This is a genomic window from Propioniciclava tarda (assembly GCF_900182665.1).
Classification (GTDB): Bacteria; Actinomycetota; Actinomycetes; order Propionibacteriales; family Propionibacteriaceae; genus Propioniciclava; species Propioniciclava tarda.
Genome location: NZ_FXTL01000003.1, coordinates 20966 through 46327 on the forward strand (window position 1 = coordinate 20966; position 25362 = coordinate 46327).

Genomic DNA, 25362 nt, shown 5'->3' on the forward strand with positions numbered 1-25362 from the left:
TTGACGACGCCCTGGGTGGCGCAGGTCGACGGATCCGGGAGCACCCCGGGGTCGGCCCCCTTGAGCCCGCAGCCGGCGAGGTCTCCGTCCAGGCGGCAGTAGACGTTGCCGTCGGGCGAGGTGAACTCGGCCGCCGGGTAGGTCGACACGTCACGCGCCAGTCCACTCCCGGGGGGTGTTGGGCGCTTCGGACGCCGACGGCTGGGTGGTGGGCCGGGGCCTCGAGGCCACGCCCCACGCCCCGCCCGCGACGGCGACGAGCGCGGTGGCGGCCAGCGCGGTGCGCCGGTGGCGGCGGACGCGGATGCCGAGCGTCGAGGCGATGGCGGCGTGATCGAGGTCCTCGTAGAACCGCAGGACGACGATCGCGCGCTGGCGGCGTCCGAGATCACGGAGACCGCGCCAGATCAGGTCGTTCTCCGCGATCCCGGACGCCTCCGGCGCGGCCGTCTCGGGCACCGCTGCCGACGCGACCTCGCCGCGTCCCCAGGCTCGCCACAGCGAGACATACGTGCGCGACATGGTCGTGCGCGCGTAGGCGCCGAGGTTGTCCCGGTCGTCGAGCCGGCTCCAGGCGAGGTACCCCTTCACCAGGGTGCTTTGGAGGAGGTCATCGGCGTCCGCGCCGTTGCCCGTGAGGGCGAGCGCGGACCGGCGAAGGCCGACCTGGTGGTCGGCGACGAAGCCCTCGAAGTCCCGTGCGTCGAGCGCGGGGACTGGGGTGGCCACCGCTGTCATGCCCCCTACACGCCGGACGCGTCAGGAAGGTTGCACGTCAGCATCGGGAGATCACGTCGTCCAGCATGGCGGTCGTCAGGCGTCCGGTGAAGGTGTTCTGCTGGCTGACGTGGTACGAGCCGATCAAGGCCAACCCGTGGCCGTCGGCGTCCACGATCGCCGCGGATCCGTGCCCGAACGTGGGCTTCGGCGACGGGACGCCCCAGCCGAGCCGCTTGGCGGCAGCCAGGGTGGCGTCCCAGGCGATCCCGCCCAGGCACAGGATCGAGCGAAGCTGCGGCGCCAGCACCGTCAGTTCCCGGTCGAGCCAGCCCGCGCACGTGGCCTGCTCTTCGGTCGTCGGTTTGTTGGCCGGCGGCGCGCAGTGGCAGGTTGCGGTGATCCGGACGCCGGTCAGCGTCAGCCCGTCGTCCGCCGCCACGCTGGACGCCTGCGACGCGTAGCCCGCCCGGTGCAGCGCGGCGAAGAGCCAGTCCCCGGACCGGTCGCCGGTGAACATGCGACCGGTCCGGTTGGCGCCGTGGGCCGCCGGCGCGAGTCCGACGATGAGGACGCTCGCGTCCACATCGCCCAGCGACGGCACCGGACGCCCCCAGTACGCCTCGGACGCGAACGCCGCCCGCTTCTCGGCGGCGACCCGTTCGCGCCACTCGACCAGGCGCGGGCAGGCCGCGCAGACCGAGACGGCGGTGTCCAGGCCGGTCAGCCCGAGGTCGGCGGCGATTCGCCGCACGTCGGACGCCGACCGCGCGACCGGCGTGGCGGCGTCCGCGGGATCGCCCGGCCAGCCGGCGCCGGGCTCAGCCGGGCGCCGGGAGACCTCAGCCACGAGCCGCCAACTGGTCCCGGACCTGCTTGCGCAGCACCTTGCCCAGCAGCGACGTGGGCAGTGCCTCGACGGCTACGAACTCGCGCGGGACCTTGTACGCCGCCAGCCGCTCCTTGGCCCACGTCCGCAGCTCGCCGCTGTCGATCGTCGCCCCGGCCGTCGGCACGACCGCCGCCACGACCCGCTCGCCGCCGGACCCGTCGCGCATCCCGACGACCGCGACGTCCGCGATGGCGGGATGCTCGCGCAGCTCGGCCTCGACCTCGGACGGCGCCACGTTGAACCCGCCCGTGATGATCAGCTCCTTGATGCGGTCGACGATGGTGGTGAAGCCGTCGGCGTCCACGATGACGAGGTCCCCGGTGCGCAGCCAGCCGCCCTCCAGCAGCGACTTGGCGGTCTCGTCGGGGGCGTTCCAGTAGCCCGAGAACACCTGCGGCCCCTTGATCAGCAGCTCACCGGGTGTGCCGGCAGGCACCTCGACGGACGGATCGTCCGGGTCGACCACCCGCGTCAGCGTCGACGGGAAGGGGACGCCGATCGTCCCCGTCTTCCGCGTGGGGGCGAAGGGGTTGCCGAGCGCCACCGGCGACGACTCGGTCAGCCCGTAGCCCTCGACGAGCAGGCCACCCGAGACGGACTCCCAGCGCGCCACGATGTCGTCGGTCAGCGCCATCGCGCCCGAGATGCAGAACTTGGCGCTGGCCAGGGAGATGCCACGCTCGGCGGCCCGCTGGGCGGTCCGGTCGTAGATCGGCGGCACGGCGCAATAAATCGTCGGCGGGGACTTCTTGGCGGCGTCCAAGACGAGGTCGACGTCGAAGCTGGGGAACAGCACCAGCCGCGTCCGCTTGAGCAGGCCGAACGTGAGGTACAGCGTCATCCCGAATGCGTGGAACATCGGCAGCAGCGCGTAGTTGACCTCTCGACCGTCGACGGCGTCGCACATCCAGGCCGCGCCCTGCAGCGCGTTCGCGTGCAGGTTGTAGTGCGAGAGCATCGCGCCCTTGACGTTGCCGGTCGTGCCCGACGTGTACTGGATGACGGCCAGGTCGTGCAGTCCGGGCCGGGGGTGGGACGCCGTCAGCCGGCTCCCCTTGAGGGCGGTCTTCCACGGCGTCGTGCCCGGGGCGTCCGCGTGCAGCCGGTCGCGGGTCGCGCGCAGTTTCTTGACGGGCAGCCCCAGCGCGAGGCGCTTCAGGCGCGGGAAGGCGTCCAGCAGGTTGACCGCGATGACGTGGTCGAGCGACGGCAACTTGGGCGCCGCGACGTCCCAGGCGATCGCGACGCGCGCGTCGTGGTCGGCGAACATGCCCGCGAGCTCGTGAGCGGTGTAGAGCGGATTGTGCTCGACGACCACGGCCCCCAGCCGCAGGACGGCGTAGAAGGCCACGACGTGCTGCGGACAGTTCGGCAGCACGATGGCGACCCGGTCGCCGGCGCGGACGCCGAGGCGACGGAGAGCGTCCGCCAATCGCGCCACGTCGTCGCCCAGCTGCCGGAAGGTGGTCGTTGCGCCGAAGAACTCACACGAGACGGCGTCCCCGCCGGCCGCGATCGCCCGGTCGAAGAGGTCGACCAAGGAGTCGGTCGGCAGCTCGATCTCTGCGGGGACGCCGGGGGCGTAGTTCTTCACCCAGGGTTGTGTGGTGGTCACATGCCTATTCTTCCGGACGCCGACGCGTCCGTCCGCCGGAGGTCGAGAAGGCTCAGCGCCATGCCCGCGGATCAACCGCGGCGGTGATGCGTCGAGCGCGCAGCACGGAGGCCTCCATGCCTACCTCGACGCGTCGCTTGGGGTTGGCTCGGGATCTCCGATCCGGACGCCCCGCGCGGTCAGCACGACGTCGCCGCGGTCCGGCTCGGCCCGCCAGCCGCGGGCCGAGACGATGCCGAAGGCCACGAGGCCACCGCCGAGCACCCCGGCGATGCTTCCCTGGATGAGATTGGCCAGCTGGCTGCCGTTCACGTCGGCGAATCCTTCCGCCAACGTCTTGACCCCGCCGGCGACGATGAGCAGCCCCAGCACGGCACTCAAGGCGGCTGCGGCGCCGCCGCGCCAGCGAGGCTGGTCGAAAGCGATGCCGAGATCCGCTTCTTGGGCATCCGGACGCCTCAGCAGCACGTCGCGGTGGGGGAGCCGCCGCCACACCAGAGGCGATGCCGCGATCAGACCGAGAACGATGCCGAGCAGTCCGTTGAGGATGAGGCCCTCCGCCATCATGAAGCAGCCGCCCACGACGACCATCGTCGCGACGAAGCCGACCAAGAACGCCATCCACAACGTCAGGCGTGGACGCGTGTTCCAGTCCGACGGAATGCCGAACGCCAACTGCTCGGGCTCTTGGCGAATCTCGTACGTCATGCCGGGGAAACGACCCGCGCGGCCCATTCCGGCCGCCCCCGCAGAAGATGAGGCGTGGGGCGGCCGAGGCTGGCGCACGTCAGCGGCGGTTGGACTGCTTGACCCAGTCGGTCAGCTGCGCCAGGCCGGACGGGCCGCCGTTGTCGGTCGGCATGAGCAGCCACAGGGCCGGGTAGAGCATCCAGCCGATGGGCTGAATCAGGAGCGCGATGAGCACCGCACCGATCCGGACGAGCGTGGCATCGATCCCGAAGTACTTGGCGAGGCCGCCGCAGACGCCTGCCAGGAACTTGTCGGAGGTGCTGCGGACGAGTTTCTTGTCCATCGTGGTGCCTTTCATGGGGTTGAGGGTTACTGGTGACGACTGATGTTGATGCCGAGGACGCCGATCGCGACGAGGGCCACGGGGAGCCCGACGCCCACGAGCGCCCAGTCCACCGTGCCCACGGCGGACCACAGCCCCACGGCCGCGATCGCACCGAAGAGCAGGCCGACGGTGACGCTCATTCCATCCGGACGCCCGGTCATCGGCGCACCTCCACGGTACCCATGCCCAGCGCCACCAACACGCGCAGGGTGGGCTTGGCGGGGTCGCTCGCGTAGGACTCGCTGAGTTGGAGGTCCATGCCCTGGGCGTCGCTCTGCTGAGGCGTCCGGACGCGGCCCGCGTCGACCTGGTAGGTCACCTCGACGTTGACGTCCGTGGGCAGCAGCAGGGTCAGCGAGCCGGCATCGCCGGTGATGGTGACCTCGTGATCCGAGGTGAGCGTCCGCTGGCTGAGGTCGACGGTGTTGCGGCCGATTCCCAGCTCGATGACCTCTTCGGACGCCGAGATGGGTCCCTGCGTCACGGCCTGCGAAGCCGGCGTCGCGGACGGCAGGATCAGCGACAGCGTGACGAGGGAGGTGGCCAGGCCAGCCAGCACCAGACCCCGCGGCCGCGGACGCGCGACGCCGCGCGGGCGGGCCGAGGCCAACAGCGCGATCGCCATGATCGCCAGTGCGATGGAGGGGTAGGCGACGGGCCGCACGGAGCCGGCCGCGACCGAAACGATCGCGAGCGCCAGCCAGGAGGCGCCCACGGCGCTGACGATCGGGACCCAGCCGCCCAGGGGAGCCCGTCGCGTCACAGCGAGCAGCGGGTTCTGGGCCAACCCGACCTGGGGCGAGCCGGGCGGCTGCTTCCACTGCGAGACCTGCTCGGCCGGACGCGTGGTGGACGCCGGCCGGCGCCGATGCCGGGTCAGGTACCAGCCAGCCGCCAGCAGGGCGAGGATGCTGAGGCCCACCGCCGCGTAGCGGCCCTCGGGAAGCGCCATGGAGATCGCGAAGACCAGCAGGGCGATGATGGCGATGACGTGCGTGGGGGAGAGGTTGCGCGTCGGCGTCCGCCGTGAGGCGTCGGCAGGAAGGGCCGCCCACAGCACCCCGTACAGCACCAGGCCGAGGCCCCAGCTGATGACGACGGCGACGAGGAAGCCGGCCCGGACCAGCAGCGGATCCACCTGCCAGGTGCGGGCCAGACCGGCGCACACGCCGCCCACGACGCCGTGGGACGAGTCCCGGCGCAGCATGGGCGTGTTGGTCATGGGCCCATCCTGCTACGCGTCCCCAGGGCGCCCTATCGGGACGGCCCCTGAAGCCACCCCCAACGACGTCGGCCCTAAGCTGGCACCGTGACCCTCGACCGCCTGGACGCCCCGGCCCCTCGGCTGGTCGTCCGGCTGCCCGACCAGGGCTGGCTCGGCGGAGTGTGCGCCGGAATCGCCGCCTACCTAGGGGTTTCGCCGCTGTTCCTGCGGCTGATCTTCATCGTGCTGGCGTCCTGGCGCCTGACCGGCGTGCTTGCGTACGTGTTGGTGTGGCTGATCGTCCCGCTGATGTCGGACGCCCCCGACGCCCCGGGCCTGGACGCCCACCGCCGCGCCGGGCTGCGGCCCCAGGGCGCAGCTGCCCAGGCCCACGGGCCGGGCGACTGGGGCCAGCTGATCGCGCTGGCGCTGTTCGGCTCCGGCCTGGTCTGGATCGTCCAGCGCTCGGGCCTGGGCCTGCCCACCAACTGGTTCCTGGTCGGCGTTCTGGCCTCGGGGGGCCTGGCCCTGGTGTGGTGGCAGGCCGACCACGCGTCGGCGAAGGACCTCAAGGCGTCCGACGGCCCCTTCGCCTGGCTGCTGCCCCTGCTGGCCAACTGGACGACGGCCCTCGCGCTCGGCGTCGGGCTGCTGGCGGGGGCGTCCGCGGTGGTGCTGACGGCCATGCTGCTGCCGCTCGGCGAGGGGGCGGTCGCGTCCCGCACGCTGGCGGCCATCGGGCTGGCGCTCGTGGGCCTGGCCGCCCTGGCGGCCCCGTGGCTGTTGCGCGTCCGGCGGGCGCTCGTCCAGGCGCGCGAGGCGCGCATCGTCTCGGACGCCCGCGCCGACATGGCCGCCCACCTCCACGACTCGGTGCTGCAGACGCTCGCCCTGATCCAGAAGCAGGCGTACGAGCCGCACGAGGTCACCCGGCTCGCGCGGCGGCAGGAGCGCGAGCTACGCACGTGGCTCTACGGAACCGAGGTGCCGATGGCCACCCTCAAGGCGGCCCTCGCTGACGCCGCCCAGGACATCGAGGACGACTTCCCCGTGAACGTCGAGGTGGTCGTGGTCGGGGACGCCGAACTGACGCCCCAGCTCGCCGAGCTGGTCAAGGCCGCGCGCGAGGCGATGCTGAACGCGGCCAAGCACTCGGGGGCGCCATTGGTCGACGTCTACGCCGAGGCGGACGCCGATCACGTCGAGGTGTTCGTCCGCGACCGCGGCCGCGGGTTCGACCCCGCGGCCGTCCCCGAGGATCGGCTGGGCATCGACAAGAGCATCGTGGAGCGCACGCGCCGCCACGGTGGGACCGCCCGCCTACGATCGAGTGCAGAAACCGGCACCGAAGTGACCCTGGAGATGACGCGATGAGCGAGAACGAGACCGCCCTGCCCGAGACCACGTCTCCCGGACGGGCCCCCCAGCAGCGACGAGTCGTCATCGTCGACGACCACGCGATGTTCCGCAGCGGCGTCCGCCACGACATCGGCCCGTTCGTGACCATCGTCGCCGAGGCCGAGGACGTGCCGTCGGCGGTGGACGCCATCACCCGGACGCTTCCCGACGTCGTCCTGCTCGACGTGCACCTGCCCGGCGGGGGTGGTGCGGAGGTGATCAAGCAGGTCCACGCGACGCATCCGGACCAGCGCTTCCTCGCGCTCAGCGTCTCGGACGCCGCCGAGGACGTCATCGGCGTGATCCGAGCCGGCGCCCGCGGGTACGTCACGAAGTCCATCTCGGCGCCCGAACTCGTCGAGGCCGTCGGACGCGTCGCAGAGGGCGACGCCGTCTTCAGCCCGCGGCTGGCCGGGTTCGTCCTGGACGCCTTCAGCGGGGCGATCGACCTGGCGTCCATCGACGAGGACCTCGACCGACTGAGCCCCCGCGAACGCGAGGTGCTGCGGCTGATCGCCCGCGGCTACGCCTACAAGGAGGTGGCCAAGGAGCTATTCATCTCGATCAAGACCGTCGAGACCCACGTCTCGTCGGTGCTGCGCAAGCTCCAGCTGTCCAACCGCCACCAGCTCACCCGCTGGGCGACCGACCGCAAACTGGTCTGACGGCGTCCGCTACACAACGAAAGGCCCGGGAGGAATCCCGGGCCTTCGCGGTTGGTGGGGTGGGTCAGCGGCGAGCGCCGAGGAAACGGCCCGCGACCCAGATGACGATGCAGGAGCCGCCGATGGCCAGCACCCACGAAATCGGATTGAAGAGGCTCAGTCGGCCGCCGCCGAAGAGCAGGTCGCCGATCCAGCCGCCGACGATCGCGCCGACGATGCCGAAGAGCAACGAGGACAGCCAGCTGCCGTTGCCCTCCTTCATGATCATCTTCGCGACGGTACCGGCGACGAGACCCATGATGATCCAAGCAATGATTCCCATGCCGACGACGGTACTGCCCGCCTCGGCGTCCGCAGAAGGGCACCGGGGGCTGCCCCAGGGTGCAATCAGTGACGACCGCGCTACAGCAGCGGACGCAGCGGGGTGATGACCTTCTCAGAGATCTTCGCCGCGAGCGGACGGTTCTGCCACTCGGTCAAGGTCAGCTCGATGCAGTTGCCGGCGTCCATCGCGAAGATCGACTCCATCTCGGCCGCGACGTCGGCGTCCGTGATCTCGATGTTGATCTCGTAGTTGCCCATCAGGCTCAGCCGGTCGAGATTCGCGGTGCCGATGGTCGACCACATGCCGTCGATCGTCGCCGTCTTCGCGTGCACCATCGCGTTCTGGTACAGGAACAGCCGGATGCCGCGGCTGAGCAACAAGGCGTAGAACCCGCGAGACAGCCAGTCGGCGACGATGTGGTTGGACTCGGCCGGGACGATGATGCGGACGTCGACGCCGCGATCCGCTGCCTCGAGCAGGGCCAGGGTCAGGTCGTCGTCCGGGATCAGGTAGGCGTGGGTCAGCCAGATCCGCTCGGACGCCCGATCGATCGCCTCCAGGTAGCTGTAGCGGATCGGGTAGACCCCGACGCTCGGCACGTTGCGCGTGACGCGGATCGGCGACTCCCAGGCCCGATCGGTCGGGCTCTCCAGGTATGGCGAACCTTTGGGCGAGATCTGATTCCAGTAGTCGACAAACGCGTTGGCGAGGTCAGCGACGGCCTCGCCGGTGACACGGGCGTGGGTGTCGCGCCAGCGGTTGGCGTACAGCGAGCCGATGTTGTAGCCGCCGACGAAGGCCACCTCGTCGTCGACGATGAGCATCTTGCGGTGGTTCAGGCCGGGGCTACGCCGAACGATCGGGCCCCGCAGGCCGGACCAGGGCAGGTGCCGAAGCACGTGGACGCTCGCCGGAAACTTGAAGAACGACTGCTTCACCACGAGGTTGCCGAAGACGTCGTAGGCGCAGAAGACGTCGACGCCGCGCTCGGCGGCCCGGATGAGGGCGTCCTTGAACCGACGACCGACGCGGTCGTCCTTCCAGATGTAGGTCTCGAAGTAGATGCGATCGACCGCGCCGTCGATGGCCGCCAGCATGTCGTCGTAGAGCGCGCGGCCCTTGGTGTAGATGGTGACGGCGCCCTTGTCGACGGGCAGTTCGCGCGGCGGAGCGCTCGGGAAGCGCTCGGTCACCTGGTTGCGCTTGCGGACCGAGTCGACCACGGTCAGCGCGGCGATCGTGACGGCCTGGGACGCCGCCAGCCCGGCCAGGGCCCACTTCAACAGCCGCTTGGGGGATGGGACGTTCACAGGGTCATCTTCACACACGGTCCCGGTGCTGCCCAGGGTGGCAGGCGGCCGAAGCCCCCCCGACCGCCTACCCTGGTACGGCCATGACCGACACGCTGTTCCCCGACCTGTTCGGCCCCGACTCCGGGTCCGGACGCGTCGCCGACCGGGTGCTGCGGGCGCGCGGACGGGCTGAGGCGCCGGTCGAGCCGCCGAGCCGGCCGGACGTCGCGTCCGCACCGTCGGCACCGAGGTCGGACGCCGCCGCGCCGGCGCTGCAGGTCGACTTCGCGGCCATGTTCGCGGCCCCGGTCCAGCGCACCGGGGAGCCCGGCGCAGGGGAGCCGGGCGTCGGCGTCCCGGGTGCGCCGAAGGCTCGGCGTCCCCGAGGCGACGAACTGCTCGAGGGACTGAACCCGCCCCAGCGCGAGGCGGTCCTGCATGCCGGCTCGCCCGTCCTCGTGGTGGCGGGAGCCGGGTCCGGCAAGACGCGCGTCCTGACGCGGCGGATCGCCTACCTGATCAGCGAACGGAACGTGCACCCGGGCTCGGTGCTGGCCATCACGTTCACCAACAAGGCCGCCGCCGAGATGCGCTCGCGCGTCGTCGAGCTCGTCGGCAACCGCGCGCGGCTGATGTGGGTGTCGACGTTCCACTCCGCCTGCGTCCGGATCCTGCGGGCCGACATCGACCGCTTCGGCATGGCCAAGAACTTCTCGATCTACGACGACACGGACGCCAAGCGGCTCATGTCGCTGGTCGTCCGCGACGCCGGCATCGACACCAAGAAGTACCCGGTGCGCTCGGTGATGAACTGGGTCAGCAACTGCAAGAACGAGCTGATCGACTTCGAATCGGCCCGTGGCAAGGCGATCAACGGCACCGAGGAGATCTTCGCGGACTGCTACGCGGACTATCAGCGGCGGCTGACGGCAGCCAACGCCCTCGACTTCGACGACCTCATCATGATGTCGGTGAACCTGTTGCAGGCGTTCCCGGACGTTCGGGAGCGTTACCGCAGGCGCTTCCGGCACGTGCTCGTCGACGAGTACCAGGACACGAACCACGCCCAATACGCGCTGATCCGCGAGCTGTGCGGGGTGTCGACCGGCACTGCGGCGTCCAGTGGGGAGGTGGCCGTCGAACCGCCCGAGCTGATGGTCGTCGGCGACTCGGATCAGTCGATTTACGCCTTCCGGGGCGCGGACATCCGCAACATCCTCGGCTTCGCGGCTGACTTCCCGGGCGCCCAGACGATCATGCTGGAGCAGAACTACCGCTCGACACAGACGATCCTCACCGCGGCCAACTCGGTCATCACCAAGAACGCCAACCGCCCTGAGAAGCGGCTTTGGTCGGACGCCGGCGACGGCGACCGCATCGTCGGCTACGTCGCCGACACCGAGCACGAGGAGGCCCGGTTCATCGCGGGCGAGATCGATGCCTTGGTGGACGCCGGCGCGGCCGCCAACGGCGACGTCGCGGTCTTCTACCGGACCAACGCCCAGTCCCGCGCCTTCGAAGACGTGTTCATCAGGGTCGGCCTGCCGTACCGGGTCGTCGGAGGCGTCCGGTTCTACGAGCGGCGCGAGGTACGGGACGCCATCGCGTACCTGCGGGCCATCTCGAACCCGGCCGACGACGTCAGCATCCGGCGCATCCTGAACGTGCCCAAGCGCGGCATCGGCGACCGCGCCGAGGCGATGGTGGAGGCCTTCGCGGCGTCCGAACGGGTGTCGTTCTCGGCCGCGCTGGGCCGCATCGACGAGGTGCCCGGGCTCGCGCCGCGCTCGGCGAAACAGCTGACCGCCTTCGCCGAGCTGATCGCCGCGCACCGGGCCATGGTGGACGACGGCGTGTCGGCGGACGTGATCCTGACCAGCATCCTGACCGACTCCGGCTACCTGGCCGAGCTGCAGGCGTCCACCGACCCCCAGGACCAGACCCGCCTCGAGAACCTCGTCGAGCTGGTCAGCGTGGCGGGCGAGTTCGTCGCGGCGGCGCACACCGAGGACGTCACCCCCAGCAGCGACAGCGAGGCCGGCGCTGGCCTCGCCGCGGGCTCACCCGAGCCGGACGACTCCCTGGGCGCCTTCCTCGAACGCATCGCCCTCGTCGCCGACTCGGATTCGATCCCCGCGGCCGACGGCGGTGGTGGCGTGGTGACGCTGATGACGCTGCACACGGCCAAGGGGCTGGAGTTCCCGGTGGTGTTCCTGACCGGCTTCGAGGACGGGATCTTCCCGCACCTGCGGGCGCTGAGTGACCCGAAGGAGCTGGAGGAGGAGCGTCGCCTCGCGTACGTCGGCATCACCCGGGCGCGCCAGCGGCTGTATCTGAGCCGGGCCACCGTCCGGACGATGTGGGGCCAGCCGCAGTACAACCCCGCGTCGCGGTTCATCAGCGAGATCCCCGACCGGCTCATCGACTGGCGCCGCCTCGCGCCGGCCACGGGTGGCTGGGGGACCACGGAACGGGTGCGCCGGGAGGCGTCCTGGCGGCAGACCGTCGGCTTCACGCCCGGCGCCGCGACGCAGCAGGGGCCGCGGGTGGCCTCCCTGGGCGTCGGTGATCGGGTGCTGCACACCACCTTCGGGCTCGGCACGGTGACCGAGACGTCCGGGGCGGGCGATCAGCTGAAGGCGACCGTCGACTTCGGGTCGGTCGGGGTGAAGGAGCTTTCGGTCAAGCACGCGCCCATGGAGAAGCTCTGAGGGTGAATCGGCGTCACAGCGAAGCGGGATGGTTCGCGCTGTGCTGTAGCCAGGCGCTGGCTAGGGTTTCGTCGTCGCTGTGCCGTCGCGGCCCAGCCTCGGCCCGTGGGCCTCAGCCCTTGGTGAGGAAGCGGGCGGGGTCGGTGCCCTTACCGTCTTGATAAACGGCGAGATGCAGGTGGCACGAGGTCGACAGCCCGGTCGAGCCGACCAGCCCGATCTGCTGCCCGCGGGCGACGACGTCGCCCTTCTGCACCAGGATCTTGTTCATGTGCAGATAAGCGCTGACCAGCTTGTGGCCGTTGACGATCCCGTGGTCGATCTTCACGTAGTTGCCAGAGCTGCTGCCGCGCTGCGCCTCGATGACGGTGCCGCTGAGCGAGGCCCAGATGGGCGAATTGCAGTCGGCTCCGATGTCGACGCCGTCGTGCAGGCGCCAGATGTGGAGGATGGGGTGAAAGCGCATGCCGAACGGTGAGCCGATGGCGCCGACGGCCGGGAAGAAGAACCTGCCCAGGCTGTCCAGGCGCGCCGCCTCGGCGCTGATCTCCTTGCGCACCGTCTCCAATGCGTCCTGCCGGGCGACGACCTCCGCACTGGCCAGGGCGTAGCCGTCGGTGACGGCCTTGACCGGGGTGGGGGCGACGACGAGGGGGGTGAGCGTCACGGGTGTGGGGGCCGTGGCCGACGCGGACGTGGCCTGGCTGAATCCGTAGACCCCGAGGCCGGACGCGAGGGCTGTCACGAGGGCGGCGCTGACGCCTTTGGCGATCGGACGCCGCAAGGCGTTCGCTCGTCGCGGCTGCGGCAGTGCGCGGCGCGGGGCGGGCTTGGACACGCGGTTCCCCCCAGGAGTGGTCGGTCGGTGGCCCTACCTTAGCAGCGCATGAGAATCTCTCAGCAATTTCGAGGAATCTGGTCCAGCCTGTGGATGGCTCTGGGCGTGGCCCTGCGGTGGCCCGTCAACCAGCCTGGGTACGCGCCATTCGCCCAGGCGGATTCGGCCTTACACCGCGGACACCCGCTCGACTAGGCTCCTCGGGTCGCGACGGGACAAGGCGAGGAGCTGCCATGGATCTGTACGAGTACCAGGCAAGGGACCTGTTCGAATCCCACGGTGTCCCGGTGCTGCGGGGCCTGCTCGCCCGGACCCCCGAGGAGGCGCACGCCGCGGCGTCCGCTCTCGGCGGCGGCACGGTGGTCGTCAAAGCCCAGGTCAAGGTCGGCGGTCGCGGGAAGGCCGGTGGCGTCAAGCTGGCCCGCTCGCCCGAAGAGGCCGAGGCCAGGGCGCGGGAGATCCTCGGCCTGGACATCAAGGGACACATCGTCCACTCGGTGATGGTGGCCGAAGGGGCCGACATCGCCGAGGAGTACTACTTCTCCGTGCTGCTCGACCGCGCGCACCGAAACTACCTCGCGATGTGCAGCCTCGAGGGCGGCATGGACATCGAGACCCTGGCCGAGGAGAAGCCCGAGGCGCTGATCAAGGTGCCGATCGACCCGCGGAGCGGGCTGGATGCCGCTAAGGCCGACGAGATCGTCTCGCTGACCGGGTTCGCCGAGGCCGACCGCGACGAGATCGTTCGCGTCATCACGCTCCTCGGCAAGGCCTACGCCGAATCGGACGCCACCCTGGTCGAGGTCAACCCCCTGGTGAAGACGGGCGACGGTCGCATCCTCGCGCTGGACGGCAAGGTCAGCCTCGACGAGAACGCCGCCTTCCGGCACCCGGAGTGGGCCCACCTGCGGGACGAGTCCCTCGATGACCCCCTGGAGATCCGGGCCCGCGAACGCAATCTGAACTACGTGAAGCTGGACGGCCAGGTGGGCGTCATCGGCAACGGGGCCGGCTTGGTGATGAGCACGCTCGACGTCGTCGCCTACGCCGGACGCCGCCTGCCGGGTCACCCGAAGGCGGCCAACTTCCTCGATATTGGCGGCGGCGCCAACGCGCAGGTGATGGCCGACGGCCTCGACATCATCCTGTCCGACCCGCAAGTCACCGTGGTCTTCGTGAACGTGTTCGGCGGCATCACGGCGTGTTCCGAGGTGGCGAAGGGCATCCGCGAGGCGCTCAAGCAGCTGGGCAACCGCGCCACCAAGCCGATCGTGGTCCGGCTAGATGGCAGCGCGGTCACCGTCGGCCGCGCGATGCTCGAGGAGTACGCGCACCCGCTGGTGACCATGGTGGACACCATGGACGGGGCCGCCACCAAGGCAGCCGAACTGGCCAGCGCGGCGATGGGTCCCGAGGGGCATGCGCTGCACGACAGACTCCACCACGGCGAGCAGGCGCCGGATGCGGCGTGCGAAGGAGCGAACTGATGGCGATCTGGCTGGATCACCGCTCGAAGGTCATCGTCCAGGGCATGACCGGTAGCGAGGGGCGCAAGCACACCCAGCGCATGGTGATGTTCGGCACGCGCGTGGTGGCGGGCGTCACGCCCGGCAAGGGCGGCTCCTCGGTGACGTTCGAGGAGGACCCGATCCCGGTGTTCAACACCGTGCGCGAGGCCCGGCACGCCACCGGCGCCACCGTGTCCGTCATCTTCGTCCCGGCCCCCTCCACGAAGTCGGCCGTCATGGACGCCATTGAGGCGGGCGTCGAGCTGATCGTGTGCATCACCGAGGGCGTCCCGGTGCGGGACACCGCCGAGTTCTACGCGGCGGCCGCCGCCAAGGGCGTCCGGCTGATCGGTCCCAACTGTCCCGGACTCATCTCGCCCGGCCGCAGCAACGTCGGCATCATCCCGCCCAACATTGCTCGCGCGGGCCACATCGGCCTGGTCAGCAAGTCGGGCACGTTGACCTACCAGATGATGTACGAGCTCGGCGACCTCGGCTTCTCAACCTGCGTCGGAATCGGTGGCGATCCGGTGATCGGGACGACCCACATCGACTGTCTGCAGGCCTTCCAGGACGACCCCGAAACGGACGTCATCGTCATGATCGGCGAGATCGGCGGGGACGCCGAAGAGAGGGCCGCCGCCTATATCTCCGAGCACGTGACCAAGCCGGTTGTCGGCTACATCGCCGGCTTCAGCGCACCTGAGGGCAAGACGATGGGCCACGCGGGCGCCATCGTGTCGGGGTCGGCCGGAACCGCCCAGGCCAAGAAGCGCGCGCTTGAGGCGAACGGCGTCCGGGTCGGGCATACCCCGAGCGAGACGGCGGACATGGTTCGCGAGGCGATGCGCGCCCTGCGGCGCTGAGTCGGCTAGGGCAACTGCGCCGTCCGCGCGAGGGCGCGCTCGGCGATGGCGAGCCAGGACGCGTCCGGCAGGTCGTAGTCGGACGTCGGGTTGGCCGCGATGTAGATCGCGTGGACGCCTTGGGCCGCCACCACGACCCGCGACCGCGCCACCGTGTCGACGGTCTTGCGCTGGTCGACGGTGAACAGCTGTCCGGACGCCGCCCCCGCGACCTTCGCCAGCGCCGTCACGGAAGCGGTCTGCTTGGTCTTGGCGCAGTTGGTCACATTGGCCACGACGGTGTCGGAGAAGGCCTTCGCGTCGGCGTCCGTGGCGAAGGCGTACACGACCTCGTCGAGGCCGAAGTGGGCGGACGCCTTGGGGTCGTCGGTCAGGACGTAGGCGTGCTGCTGGGCGGCGGCGACGCCTGCGGGCGCGGTGAGGTCGACGCCCTCGCACTCCGATCCGACCAGCTTCAGCGGCTTGATCTGGGCGCCGACCCAGCTGCCGGCGCCCGGGGTGACCCGGAACAGGTCGCCCGTCGCGAGGGAGCCCGGGAAGTCGCCTGGCGGCGGAACGGAGGAAAGGGTGACGGTGGGGTTGGTTGGGCAGGTGCCGTGCGTCGAACCGCAGAGTCGGGTGAGAGCCGGAGCGACGGCGCGAGCGAGGGCGTCCATGAGCAACGGCGTCTGCGCGGTGGCGTCCACGAGCAGCAGGGTCGTGCCCGTGCGGGTGATCATGATGCGGTGGACGGCACCGGAGGCGTCCTGGACGACCGCCTCGGCGGCGACGGACTGGTCCGCGAGCCCGGTGACGACGAAGCCCTTGGCGAGGTGATCCGGCGTGGCCGCGCAGGAGCCCAGCTGGACCGAGCGCTCGCTGAAGGCCCGCGTCGCGGCCTCGGCGGTCTGGTAGGTCTCGAGCTGCTGGACGATCGTGGCGGGCTCGCCGGAGGTGGCGGACAGGCTCCGCCGGTGGACGCTCCCGGCCACCGGTGGGATGGACAATTCGGTCGAGGGCCGCACGCAGCGGATGCCCCGGGTCTCGTCGGGGGAGGCGTCCGTGGTGGCCGCCCACGTCGTCGCGGCGCGGACGCCGTCGAGCTCGGCCGGCTCCGAGAAGGGGCTCAGGGTGGGCGTGGGCGACGGCACCGCTTGGCCGGCCGATGGCGGACGCGTGAGCAGGAAGCCCGCGAGAACCAGCGCCGTCACGACGGCCACCGCGACGATGGGCCAGAGCCAACGGCGGAGCCACGGTTCCCGGGGCGATGGTCCGGCGACGCGCGTCGCATGACCGATCCGGGTGACCATCTGGGTCTCGCTGGGCGACGCGACGTAGCGTCCGGCCCCGACGCGCGGCACGGTCTGGGTCTCGCCAGGCGACATGCCGAAGCGGGTGGGGCTGGAGGCCGAGCGGCGGGGGGCGGCCGGCTCCCAGTCGTCCGGCAGGTCGTCCGCGGAGAACCGGCGCCCGGCGGAGGCTCCCCGGGACGTCGATGGAAGCACCGGCAGCGGCGGGGGGACCTGGTCGGGGGACCCCTCGACGGCGGGTCCCACGACGTCGGCCCACCGGCGCGCCGGGTCGGCGGCGGACCCACCCTGGCTCGGCGGAAGCCCGCGACGGGGAAGCGGCGTTTCGGCGTCCGACATCGCGCTTCTCCTGTCTGGCGAACTCAGGGCGTGGGGCTGAGCGCGATTTTAGCCCCCGTGGCGTGTCCCCGCCCGGCTGCCCGCCGCGCGGGTCGAGCATGGTGGGACCATGCCCAAGCCCACTGACCGTTCCCCGGCGTCCGTCGAACTGGCGGTCTCGAACCCGGCTGAACGCGACCTGTCCGGGAGCATCGGCAGGATCCCGTACCTGCCCTGGGTGGCGTCCGCGCTGCTGGGCTCCGGGGCTGCGGTCCTGCTCGGGTGGGTGACGGTCGGTGTGGCGGTGGCGGCCGGCTGGCTCACCATGACCCGGCTGCCGCCGACGACGGTGCTCGACACCATCGCCCAGCTCTGGCTAGGCCTGCATGGCGTCCCGTTCACCGTCGCGGGGCTGACGGTCGGGCTGACACCGCTGGGGCTCACCGGACTCGTGGCCGTCGCCATGGCTGCCGTGGCCCGCTACGCGGCTGGCCAGCGCGAGGACGACGGTCAGGCGCGCATCCGGACGGCCGCCCTCGTCGCGGGCACGTGCACGATCACCTACTCGCTCCTGGTGCTGCTGCTGGCCAGCCTGGTGGCGCCCCCGCGCCAGGCGGCGTCCGCCTTCGTCGGCGCCGTGGCGGTGGCCGGCACGGGCTCACTGATCGGCGCGATCCGCGCCTGTGGCGTTCGGCTGCCGATCGGCCTGCGGGCGGCGCTGCGCGGAACCGGCGTCGGTCTGGCGCTCCTCGGCTTGGGCGCGGCAGTGGCCCTCCTGATCGCCATCGTCACCCACACGGCCCAGATCGGCGCGCTCCAGTCCGCGGTGGCCCCGGACGCCGTTGGCGCGGTGCTGCTCGTGGTCTGCTACCTCGCCTACGCGCCCACCCTGCTGCTCTGGACGGCGGCGTACGCCACGGGCGCGGGCTTCACGGTCGGCGCCGGCACCCTGTTCACCCCGTGGGTGGCCGTGGGCGGGCTGGTTCCCGGCCTGCCCATCGCGGGCGCCCTGCCGACGGTTCCGCCGGCGCAGGGCTGGGTGCTGTTGCTCATCGCGCCCATCGCGGGCCTGGCGGCGGGACTGGCGGCCAGCCGTCGCCTCGACCGGCTTGAGCCGGGCTCCAGCCCCGCGGAACGGACGCTCGTGGCGGCGCTCTCGGGCGCGGGCGCCGCCGCCGGCTTCCTGATCGCGTCCTGGCTGGCGCGCGGGAGCCTCGGCACCGGACGCCTCGTCGGCCTAGGCCCTCGCTTTCCCGAACTCCTGGTCAACGGGGGGCTGCCGATCGTGGCGGGCGCCGTGGTGGCGGGCCTGGCGCACGCGGTCTGGCGAAGGCGGCGTCCGACCCTGATCGACGATCCGCAGCTGGACGAGACGGCCCCCTTTGGGCTTGTCTGACGTGGTGCCGGACCTATCGGCGATAGTGTCGCTGGCGACGAACTTCTGACATCGGAGCACCTATGGCTGAGCCACGCATCCTGCCGTCCGCTGACCTGGACGACGGCGTCTCGATCGGTGACGGGTCGTCGATCTGGCACCTCGCCCAGGTGCGGTCGGGCGCCCGCGTGGGCCGGAACGTCGTCGTCGGACGCGGCGCCTACATCGGCACGGACGTGCACGTCGGCGACAACTGCAAGATCCAGAACTACGCCCTTGTCTACGAGCCGGCCCTGCTCGAGGACGGGGTCTTCATCGGCCCGGCTGCGGTGCTGACGAACGACACCTTCCCGCGCGCCATCAACCCGGACGGCACCTCCAAGAGCGCCCACGACTGGGAGCCGGTGGGCGTCACGTGTCGCGAGGGGGCGTCCATCGGGGCGCGGGCCGTGTGCGTGGCTCCGGTCGTCATCGGACGCTGGGCGACGGTGGCCGCCGGCGCGGTGGTCGTCCACGACGTCCCCGACTACGCGCTCGTGGCCGGAGTGCCGGCCCGTCGGATCAAGTGGGTCGGCCGCTCCGGCTTCCCCCTGGAGCAGATCGGCGACAACGAGTACCTGGATCAGCGCACCGGCGACCGCTTTGTCCAAGATGGCGAATCCCTCACCCGCGTGAACGGAGAGAAATGACGGACCTGGCCTTCATCCCACCCGCGAAGCCGATCATCGGCGACGAGGAGCGGGCGGCCGTCGATCGGGTACTCCGCTCGGGCATGATCGCCCAGGGCCCCGAGGTGGCCGCGTTCGAGACGGAGTTCTCCGCGCACTTCGGCCTGGGTCGCGCCTGCGTCGCGGTCAACTCGGGCACGTCCGGTCTGCATCTCGGCCTGCTGTCGAGCGGCATCAAGGCCGGCGACGAGGTGATCGTGCCGTCGTTCACGTTCGCGGCAACCGCCAACTCGGTGGCGCTCACGGGCGCGACCCCGGTCTTCGCCGACATCGCCCTCGACGACTTCACCCTCGATCCGGACGCCGTGGCGGCGTCCATCACCGAGCGGACGAAGGCGATCATGCCGGTCCACCTCTACGGGCACCCGGCGAAGATGGACGCCTTGGCGGCCTTGGCCGACCAGCACGGCCTGCTGCTGTTCGAGGACGCCGCCCAGGCGCACGGCGCGTCGCTGCATGGGACGCCCGTCGGCGCGTTCGGCACGTTCGGGATGTTCTCGCTGTACCCGACCAAGAACATGACATCGGGCGAGGGCGGGATGGTGTCGTGCGCCACCGCTGAGGTCGAGCGCAACGTCCGGCTCTATCGCAACCAGGGCATGCTGCAGCAGTACCACAACGAGGTCGTCGGGCTGAACAACCGGATGACCGACATCCACGCCGCCATCGGACGCGTCCAGCTGACCAAGGTGGACGCCTGGACGGCCCAGCGGCAGGCCAACGCCGCGTTCCTCACGGCCCACCTGGAGGGCGTGACGCCGCCGCCGGTGGCCCCGGGCGCGGTGCACGTCTACCACCAGTACACGATCCGCGTCCCGCACGACCGCGACGGGCTGGCCAAGGCTCTGAAGGACGAGTACGCGGTCGGGTCGGGCATGTTCTACCCCGTGCCGAACCACCGTCTCAAGCCGTTCCAGGTCGACAAGCACCTGCCCAACACCGAGCAGGCCGCGCTGGAATGCCTGTCGCTGCCGGTGCATCCGTCCTTGTCGCAGGGCGATCTCGAGCGCATCGTGACCGCCGTGAACGCCCTGGCGAAGGCTGGTGCGTAAATGGCGAACCTGAGGGCGGGCCTCATCGGCCTGGGGATGATGGGACGTCACCACGCGCGCAACCTGCGTGCGATCGACGGCGTCGATCTGGTCGCTGTGGCGGACGCTCAGGGCGATCCGCACGGCGTGGCAGGCGACCTGCCGGTGCTGCCGAACGTCGAGGCCCTGATCGAGGCGGGCCTCGATTACGCGGTCGTGGCGCTGCCCACGGAGTTCCATGCGGACGCCGGGCAGAAGCTGGCCGCCGCGGGCGTCCACGCTCTGATCGAGAAGCCACTGGCCAAGACCACGGGCGAGGCCAAGGCGCTGGCGTCCGCCTTCTTGGACGCCGGCCTGATCGGCGCCGTTGGGCACATCGAGCGTTACAACGCGGCGCTGCAGAGCCTGCGGCGCCGGCTGGAGGCCGGCGAACTCGGCGACCTCTACCAGATCGCGACCCGGCGCCAGGGCCCGTTCCCGAACCGCATCGCGGACGTGGGAGTGGTCAAGGACCTGGCCAGCCACGACATCGACCTGACCGCCTGGGTGACGCAGCGGCGCTACGAGCTGGTGTCGGCGCGGACCATGTTCAAGTCCGGTCGGGAGTACGAGGACATGGTCGCGGCCACCTGCCAGCTGTCCGGGGGTCTGACGTCCAGCCACCTGGTCAACTGGCTGACTCCCGCAAAGGAGCGCATGACGATCGTCACGGGCGAGAAGGGCATGTTCGTCGCGGACACCCTGACCGCCGACCTCACGTTCTACGGCAATGGCTCGGTCACCACCCAGTGGGACGACATCGCACAGTTCCGCGGGGTGTCCGAGGGCGAGGTTCGCCGCCTGGCGATCCAGAAGCCGGAGCCGCTGCGCGTCGAGCACGAGCACTTCCGGGACGCCGTCCTCGGCAAGCCGTCCGACATCGTCACCCTGGAGCAGGGGGCGGCGGTGCTCCAGGTCTGCGAGGCCATGATCGAGTCGGCCCGCACTGACCGGTTCGTGGCCATCGTCTAGTCCGTCCCCCCTCGAGAGGAAGCTCGTGAAGATCTCGGTCATCGCCCTGGGCAAGATCGGCTTGCCGCTCGCGGTCCAGTTCGCGGAGCAGGGCCACGACGTGGTCGGCGTCGACGTGCAGCAGTCGGTGGTCGACCTGGTGAACCGGGGGGTCGAGCCCTTCCCCGGCGAGGCGCACCTGCAGGAGAAGCTGTCGGCGCTCGTCCCCGCCGGACGCCTGCGCGCCACCACCGACTACGCGGACGCCGTCCCGGGCTCGGACGCCGTCGTGATCGTCGTCCCGCTGTTCGTCGACGACGCCACCTGGGAGCCCGACTTCGGCTGGATGGACGCCGCGACCCGCTCGCTGGCCGAGCACCTCACGCCCGGGACGCTGGTCTCCTACGAGACGACGCTGCCGGTGGGCACGACGCGGAACCGCTGGCGTCCGCTGATCGAGGAGGTCTCCGGCCTGGTCGAGGGCCGCGACTTCCACCTCGTCTTCTCGCCCGAACGGGTCCTGACCGGACGCGTCTTCGCCGACCTGCGCAAGTACCCCAAGCTCGTGGGCGGACTGAGCCCCGAGGGGACGGCCCGGGGGATCGCGTTCTACCGCGAGGTCTTGGAGTTCGACGACCGTCCGGACCTGCCCGACGGCAACGGCGTCTGGGACTTGGGCTCGGCCGAGGCTGCCGAGCTGGCCAAGCTCGCCGAGACGACCTACCGCGACGTCAACATCGGCCTGGCGAACCAGTTCGCGAAGTTTGCCGCCGCCAACGGCATTGACGTCTTCAGCGTGATCAAGGCGTCCAACAGCCAGCCGTACAGCCACATTCACCTGCCCGGCATCGCCGTCGGCGGGCACTGCATCCCCGTGTACCCGCGCCTCTACCTGCACACCGACCCGGACGCCACCATCGTCCGCGCCGCCCGTGAGGCCAACATGACCATGCCCGACTACACGATCGGTCTGGCCGAGGGCGCCCTGGGGGGACTGGGCGGACGAACCGTCGTCGTCTTGGGGGCGTCCTATCGCGGACGGGTCAAGGAGACGGCCTTCTCCGGGGTCTTCCCGACCGTCACCGGGCTCGCCGCCCGCGGGGCCCGGGTGCTGGTGCACGACCCCATGTTCACCGACGAGGAGTTGCGCCGCTACGGCTTCGATCCGTACCACCTCGGTGAGCCAGTGGACGCCGCCATCGTCCAGGCCGATCATCCTGAGTACCAGTCACTGGGAGCGGACGACTTACCCGGCGTCCGCGTCGTCGTCGACGGCCGAAGGGCCACGGACCCCGGGCGCTGGGAGGGCGTCAGCCGGCTGGTCGTCGGCCAGGCTGCTTCAGGGGGCGGCCGGGACGGGCTTTGACGCAGCTCGGCCACGCCAGGAGAACGCGCTGATGAGCACCACGATGGTCGCGATGTGCATCGCCGAGAGGGGCTGACGGAGCCACGTCGAGTGGCAGGCAGACAGCACCACCCACGTCGCCGCCAAGGTGACTGCAACAAACGCGGCGATGGCGGGCGTACCCCGGGGCTCGATGCGTGCCGATCGCCATCCGTACACGACGACCAGAGTCAGGGCTGCGAGCGTCAGCGCTGCGGCCACGATCCCGTATTCGGACAGAATCTCGACCAGTCCAGAATGGGCGTTGTTGAGTTGGTTCCACTTGTACGGGTTGTCCGGCCGGATCGACCACGTGGAGAACCCGCCCGGGCCGGTGCCCAGAAACTGAGTCTGCTGGGCGATCCACCAACCGGACTTCGCGAGGCTGAGTCGAGCGGCGTCGCGAGGGTCGCCATTGGGGTCGAAGGTCGAGATGACCTGCAGGGTGAGCAGCCATAGACGTCGGGCAGGGGCGAATCCGGCGGCCACCAGTGCGGCAAAGCCGGCGACTCCCACGCCTATCCCGAGCCATCCCCACTTCGAGCGAGCCAGCCAGAGGAGCACAGCAACAAAGACGCCCAGCAGCGCGAGGCGTCCGTTGGTGGCGAGCAGAACGAAAGCGATGATCACCGCAGCCGGAAGAGCGAGCCAGGATGCCCACCTCGGCAGCACGCTGATCGCGAGGGGGAGAACCAACAAGATCAAGGCGCACTGGTAGGCGAGCAGGTTGGGGTTGTCGAACCAGCTGGCGATCGGGTTCCAGTCGAAGCTGGGTGCGTCGAGCTTGTACAAGTTCTTCGGCAGATGGTCGCCCGACGCGATCTCCCAGAGGGCAACGGGGATGGCTAGCGCTGCCGCTGCACACCACCCGGCGAGCAGCCACACGACCGACCGGGGGGTGGCCAGGATGGCAACAGCGATGGCGAGCGACAACAACAACGCCACACGCACTGCGTCGTCTACCGCCCCGGGGCCGATTCCGTAGCGCAGCCAGCCAACGAGGCCGAAGACGCCGACGATGGCCGCCAGGCCGCCCAAGGCGATGATGACGCGGTCGACAGTCCGTTCGCAGGCGGCGATCCGCACCACGGCCAGTGCGACGAGGCCGAAGGTGACGAGGCGGAACGGCATCAACACGCCACTCGGCAAGTAGAGGGCCACGGTGGCTAGAGACGGGAGGACGAAGAGGCCGATGTCGGCGAGGAGCTCACGGTGACGGCGTCCTCCGACGGTCATGCCGACTCGTCCCCCGTCGTGACGCCGGAACCAGCGGAGGCGGCGACCGTCTCATGGGCCGGGCCCGACTGACGAGTCAGTGTTCGCATCGCCTCGGGATCGCCTCCATCGATGGAGGCCAGGTCCGAAGGTGCCAACGGTGGGACCGCCACCCGGCTGATCAGCGGGTGCGAGGTGGCCGACCGGTCCTCGTCACCCGAGAACAGCACTTCGTGCAGCTTCTCGTTCGGGCGAAGCCCCGTAAAGACGATCTTGATGTCTCTTCCCGATCGGTTGATCAGGCCCTTGGCCACATCGAGAATGCGCACGGGCTCACCCATGTCCAGCACCAGAACGTCACCGGGCTCGCCAATGGCGCCAGCCTGGATCGTCAGCTCGCACGCCTCCGGGATCGTCATGAAGAATCGCGTGATGTCCGGGTGCGTCACTGTCAGAGGTCCGCCAGCCTCGATCTGGGCGGTGAACGTGTGCAACATCGATCCGCGAGAGCCCAGCACGTTGCCGAAACGCACTGAGAGGTAGGTCCTCCCAGTGGTCTGCGCGAAGTAGGCGGTCAGTTCCTCCGCCAGTCGCTTGGTCGTCCCTAGCACGCTGGTCGCGTCGGCGGCCTTATCGGTGGAGATGTTGACGTAGCGGTCGACTCCATACTTCTCAGCGGCCATCAAGACGTTGAGAGAGCCGAGGACGTTGGTCTTCCACCCCTCCGCCGGGTACTGCTCAAGCATAGGCAGGTGTTTCAGCGCCGCCGCGTGGAAGACAACTTGCGGGCGGTGGGCTGCGAAGACGGCATCCAGCGCTTCGGCGTCCCGGATGTCGCACAGCACCATGTTCGGTGTGTCGAGCAGACCCTGCTTGAAGATGGAGAGCTGCGTGCCGTGCAGCCCCGACTCGTCCCGGTCGAGCATGACGAGCTCTTTCGGTCCGAATCGGTAGACCTGTCGCGCCAGCTCCGAGCCGATGGAACCACCTGCGCCCGTCACCAACACGACCTTGCCCTGCAGGTAGCCGGAGATTTCGGAGAGATTGGTCTGGATCTGCGCACGGCCGAGGAGATCTGTCACGTCCAGCTGATGCAGGCTGGTCAGCCGCGCGCGACCTGCCACGATCTCGCGGGTCGGAGGCATGACCAGGGTCTTGAGCCCGGCCTCCTCGGTGATGGCAGAAATGTCGCGCATCAGCTGTCGGGTGGCCGTCGGAATCGCCACGATCACGGTCTTGACGGACGCCTTTCGTGCCGCTGCCACCAGGTGCGTCCGGTCGCCGAGGACCTTGGTCCCGGAAACGTGCAGGTTGCGCTTGTTGGGGTCGTCATCGATGTACCCGACGATCTCGTACGGGGCGTCCGCGTCGTACTCGAGGAGGCGTCCGAGCTGCTGGCCAGCATTGCCCGCGCCGTAGACGATGACGGGCTCGGCCTCTGGCGCGTGCTGACTGCGGGCCATGGTGCGGAACAGGAAACGTCCGGCGGCCATGAGGGCCAACGCCGCGAACGGCACGGTGAACGTGACCACGCGCGGGTAACTGGGCGGCGCCAAGACGGCAAAAGCCAGAGCGAGGATTGCTCCGATGCCCAAGGTGATGAGGGCCAGCAGTAGGGCCTCCTCGAAGGAGGCTACGCGGTGCCGTCCCCGATACAGCTTCGTGGAGATGCCGGTGACCACCTGAAGGACCATCGCCAGTAAGGCGTAGACGACCACCACCTGCGTGTTGAGGTCTGTGAAGGTCAGGCTGTAGCGCGCGATGACCAGGGCAATGGCAGCCAAGGCCCAACTGAGCGCATCCCAGGCTGCGAGGCCAATCCTGAGCAAACCGATGCGCGAAGACGTGGGCACGTCAACAACCTCCCCAAAGTTCGTTGAACGGGCACAAGTCTAGCTGTGCGGCCCCTGCTGCCCGACACGCCGT

22 protein-coding genes and 1 pseudogene are annotated in these 25362 nt (G+C 70.2%); 10 read left to right on the forward strand and 13 right to left on the reverse strand.

The annotated features are described in order from the left end of the window. Window positions 1-150: 150 nt before the first annotated feature. The 7 genes from FN821_RS03820 to FN821_RS03845 form a co-directional block, all read right to left on the reverse strand. Window positions 151-729, reverse strand: a complete 579-nt coding sequence (locus tag FN821_RS03820) for a sigma-70 family RNA polymerase sigma factor (RefSeq protein WP_185956575.1) — start codon at window positions 727-729, stop codon at window positions 151-153. Between the two features lie 46 nt (window positions 730-775). Beyond that, entirely contained in the window at window positions 776-1567 is a 792-nt protein-coding gene (locus FN821_RS03825) for a uracil-DNA glycosylase (RefSeq protein ID WP_131171375.1), read from the reverse strand. Continuing rightward, a complete protein-coding gene (locus FN821_RS03830) occupies window positions 1560-3224 on the reverse strand; it encodes a long-chain-fatty-acid--CoA ligase (RefSeq protein WP_131171374.1) in 1665 nt (554 codons plus the stop codon). Before FN821_RS03830 ends, FN821_RS03825 begins: the two co-directional genes overlap by 8 nt. Window positions 3225-3344: 120 nt before the next feature. Beyond that, entirely contained in the window at window positions 3345-3932 is a 588-nt protein-coding gene (locus tag FN821_RS03835) for a hypothetical protein (protein WP_131171373.1), read from the reverse strand. A gap of 79 nt (window positions 3933-4011) precedes the next feature. Beyond that, a complete protein-coding gene (locus FN821_RS03840) occupies window positions 4012-4272 on the reverse strand; it encodes a PspC domain-containing protein (RefSeq protein WP_206661988.1) in 261 nt (86 codons plus the stop codon). Window positions 4273-4283: 11 nt separating this feature from the next. Then, window positions 4284-4460 (reverse strand): hypothetical protein, encoded by a 177-nt coding sequence (locus FN821_RS14165; protein WP_165489239.1) that lies wholly within the window; start codon window positions 4458-4460, stop codon window positions 4284-4286. Then, on the reverse strand, window positions 4457-5521 hold the full coding sequence (locus tag FN821_RS03845; protein ID WP_131171372.1) for a PspC domain-containing protein: 1065 nt from the start codon (window positions 5519-5521) through the stop codon (window positions 4457-4459). The genes FN821_RS14165 and FN821_RS03845 overlap by 4 nt, the downstream gene beginning before the upstream one ends. 87 nt (window positions 5522-5608) lie before the next feature. On the opposite strand from FN821_RS03845, the gene FN821_RS03850 reads away from it, so the two are divergent. Together FN821_RS03850 and FN821_RS03855 are read left to right on the forward strand one after the other, a co-directional pair. After that, the gene (locus FN821_RS03850) at window positions 5609-6877 is read left to right on the forward strand and encodes an ATP-binding protein (protein ID WP_131171371.1); all 1269 of its coding nucleotides are present in this window, start codon (window positions 5609-5611) and stop codon (window positions 6875-6877) included. Further along, window positions 6874-7566: a LuxR C-terminal-related transcriptional regulator gene (locus FN821_RS03855; protein WP_131171370.1), complete on the forward strand. Its 693-nt coding sequence runs from the start codon at window positions 6874-6876 to the stop codon at window positions 7564-7566. The genes FN821_RS03850 and FN821_RS03855 overlap by 4 nt, the downstream gene beginning before the upstream one ends. Window positions 7567-7630: 64 nt before the next feature. Here the strand turns inward: FN821_RS03855 and FN821_RS03860 are convergent, their stop codons facing one another. After that, the gene (locus FN821_RS03860) at window positions 7631-7888 is read right to left on the reverse strand and encodes a GlsB/YeaQ/YmgE family stress response membrane protein (protein WP_131171369.1); all 258 of its coding nucleotides are present in this window, start codon (window positions 7886-7888) and stop codon (window positions 7631-7633) included. Window positions 7889-7968: 80 nt separating this feature from the next. After that, the gene (locus FN821_RS03865) at window positions 7969-9153 is read right to left on the reverse strand and encodes a phospholipase D-like domain-containing protein (RefSeq protein ID WP_131171413.1); all 1185 of its coding nucleotides are present in this window, start codon (window positions 9151-9153) and stop codon (window positions 7969-7971) included. 323 nt (window positions 9154-9476) lie between these two features. Between FN821_RS03865 and pcrA the strand changes: the two genes are divergently transcribed. Then, window positions 9477-11894 (forward strand): DNA helicase PcrA, encoded by a 2418-nt coding sequence (gene pcrA, locus FN821_RS03870; protein WP_131171412.1) that lies wholly within the window; start codon window positions 9477-9479, stop codon window positions 11892-11894. A gap of 112 nt (window positions 11895-12006) precedes the next feature. Here pcrA and FN821_RS03875 read toward each other — a convergent pair whose 3' ends face one another. Continuing rightward, window positions 12007-12732 carry a M23 family metallopeptidase gene (locus tag FN821_RS03875; protein WP_131171368.1) on the reverse strand — a complete coding sequence of 242 codons (726 nt, stop codon included), beginning with the start codon at window positions 12730-12732 and terminating at the stop codon, window positions 12007-12009. 233 nt (window positions 12733-12965) lie between these two features. Here FN821_RS03875 and sucC point away from each other — a divergent pair. Together sucC and sucD are read left to right on the forward strand one after the other, a co-directional pair. After that, window positions 12966-14129 (forward strand): annotated as a pseudogene (gene sucC / locus FN821_RS03880) (ADP-forming succinate--CoA ligase subunit beta); the annotation flags it as partial. Window positions 14130-14218: 89 nt separating this feature from the next. Beyond that, window positions 14219-15106, forward strand: a complete 888-nt coding sequence (gene sucD, locus FN821_RS03885) for a succinate--CoA ligase subunit alpha (RefSeq protein WP_131171366.1) — start codon at window positions 14219-14221, stop codon at window positions 15104-15106. Between the two features lie 5 nt (window positions 15107-15111). Here the strand turns inward: sucD and FN821_RS03890 are convergent, their stop codons facing one another. Further along, window positions 15112-16734: a hypothetical protein gene (locus FN821_RS03890; RefSeq protein ID WP_131171365.1), complete on the reverse strand. Its 1623-nt coding sequence runs from the start codon at window positions 16732-16734 to the stop codon at window positions 15112-15114. A gap of 109 nt (window positions 16735-16843) precedes the next feature. On the opposite strand from FN821_RS03890, the gene FN821_RS03895 reads away from it, so the two are divergent. From FN821_RS03895 to FN821_RS03915, 5 genes are all read left to right on the forward strand, one after another. Further along, complete coding sequence (locus FN821_RS03895; protein ID WP_131171364.1) at window positions 16844-18109, forward strand: cell division protein PerM; 1266 nt, start codon at window positions 16844-16846, stop codon at window positions 18107-18109. Window positions 18110-18171: 62 nt separating this feature from the next. Continuing rightward, complete coding sequence (locus FN821_RS03900) at window positions 18172-18777, forward strand: N-acetyltransferase (protein ID WP_131171363.1); 606 nt, start codon at window positions 18172-18174, stop codon at window positions 18775-18777. Beyond that, window positions 18774-19868 carry a DegT/DnrJ/EryC1/StrS family aminotransferase gene (locus FN821_RS03905; protein ID WP_131171362.1) on the forward strand — a complete coding sequence of 365 codons (1095 nt, stop codon included), beginning with the start codon at window positions 18774-18776 and terminating at the stop codon, window positions 19866-19868. Before FN821_RS03900 ends, FN821_RS03905 begins: the two co-directional genes overlap by 4 nt. Beyond that, window positions 19869-20858, forward strand: a complete 990-nt coding sequence (locus FN821_RS03910; RefSeq protein WP_131171361.1) for a Gfo/Idh/MocA family protein — start codon at window positions 19869-19871, stop codon at window positions 20856-20858. It abuts the gene before it with no gap. Between the two features lie 25 nt (window positions 20859-20883). Then, window positions 20884-22203 (forward strand): nucleotide sugar dehydrogenase, encoded by a 1320-nt coding sequence (locus tag FN821_RS03915; protein ID WP_131171360.1) that lies wholly within the window; start codon window positions 20884-20886, stop codon window positions 22201-22203. Here FN821_RS03915 and FN821_RS03920 read toward each other — a convergent pair. After that, complete coding sequence (locus FN821_RS03920) at window positions 22177-23307, reverse strand: O-antigen ligase family protein (protein ID WP_165489238.1); 1131 nt, start codon at window positions 23305-23307, stop codon at window positions 22177-22179. The genes FN821_RS03915 and FN821_RS03920 overlap by 27 nt on opposite strands. Window positions 23308-23453: 146 nt before the next feature. Continuing rightward, window positions 23454-25220: a polysaccharide biosynthesis protein gene (locus FN821_RS03925; RefSeq protein ID WP_241660092.1), complete on the reverse strand. Its 1767-nt coding sequence runs from the start codon at window positions 25218-25220 to the stop codon at window positions 23454-23456. Window positions 25221-25362 lie beyond the last annotated feature (142 nt).

What these genes read in the sequence shown, in the direction of transcription:
- FN821_RS03905 (WP_131171362.1), top strand. Translation starts at nt 18,774, where the DNA reads ATGACGGACCTGGCCTTCATCCCACCCGCGAAGCCGATCATCGGCGAC.
- FN821_RS03910 (WP_131171361.1), top strand. Translation starts at nt 19,869, where the DNA reads ATGGCGAACCTGAGGGCGGGCCTCATCGGCCTGGGGATGATGGGACGT.
- FN821_RS03855 (WP_131171370.1), top strand. Translation starts at nt 6,874, where the DNA reads ATGAGCGAGAACGAGACCGCCCTGCCCGAGACCACGTCTCCCGGACGG.
- pcrA (WP_131171412.1), top strand. Translation starts at nt 9,477, where the DNA reads ATGTTCGCGGCCCCGGTCCAGCGCACCGGGGAGCCCGGCGCAGGGGAG.
- FN821_RS03840 (WP_206661988.1), bottom strand. Translation starts at nt 4,272, where the DNA reads ATGAAAGGCACCACGATGGACAAGAAACTCGTCCGCAGCACCTCCGAC.
- FN821_RS03900 (WP_131171363.1), top strand. Translation starts at nt 18,172, where the DNA reads ATGGCTGAGCCACGCATCCTGCCGTCCGCTGACCTGGACGACGGCGTC.
- FN821_RS03845 (WP_131171372.1), bottom strand. Translation starts at nt 5,521, where the DNA reads ATGACCAACACGCCCATGCTGCGCCGGGACTCGTCCCACGGCGTCGTG.
- FN821_RS03860 (WP_131171369.1), bottom strand. Translation starts at nt 7,888, where the DNA reads ATGGGAATCATTGCTTGGATCATCATGGGTCTCGTCGCCGGTACCGTC.
- FN821_RS14165 (WP_165489239.1), bottom strand. Translation starts at nt 4,460, where the DNA reads ATGACCGGGCGTCCGGATGGAATGAGCGTCACCGTCGGCCTGCTCTTC.
- FN821_RS03895 (WP_131171364.1), top strand. Translation starts at nt 16,844, where the DNA reads ATGCCCAAGCCCACTGACCGTTCCCCGGCGTCCGTCGAACTGGCGGTC.
- FN821_RS03835 (WP_131171373.1), bottom strand. Translation starts at nt 3,932, where the DNA reads ATGACGTACGAGATTCGCCAAGAGCCCGAGCAGTTGGCGTTCGGCATT.
- sucD (WP_131171366.1), top strand. Translation starts at nt 14,219, where the DNA reads ATGGCGATCTGGCTGGATCACCGCTCGAAGGTCATCGTCCAGGGCATG.
- FN821_RS03890 (WP_131171365.1), bottom strand. Translation starts at nt 16,734, where the DNA reads ATGTCGGACGCCGAAACGCCGCTTCCCCGTCGCGGGCTTCCGCCGAGC.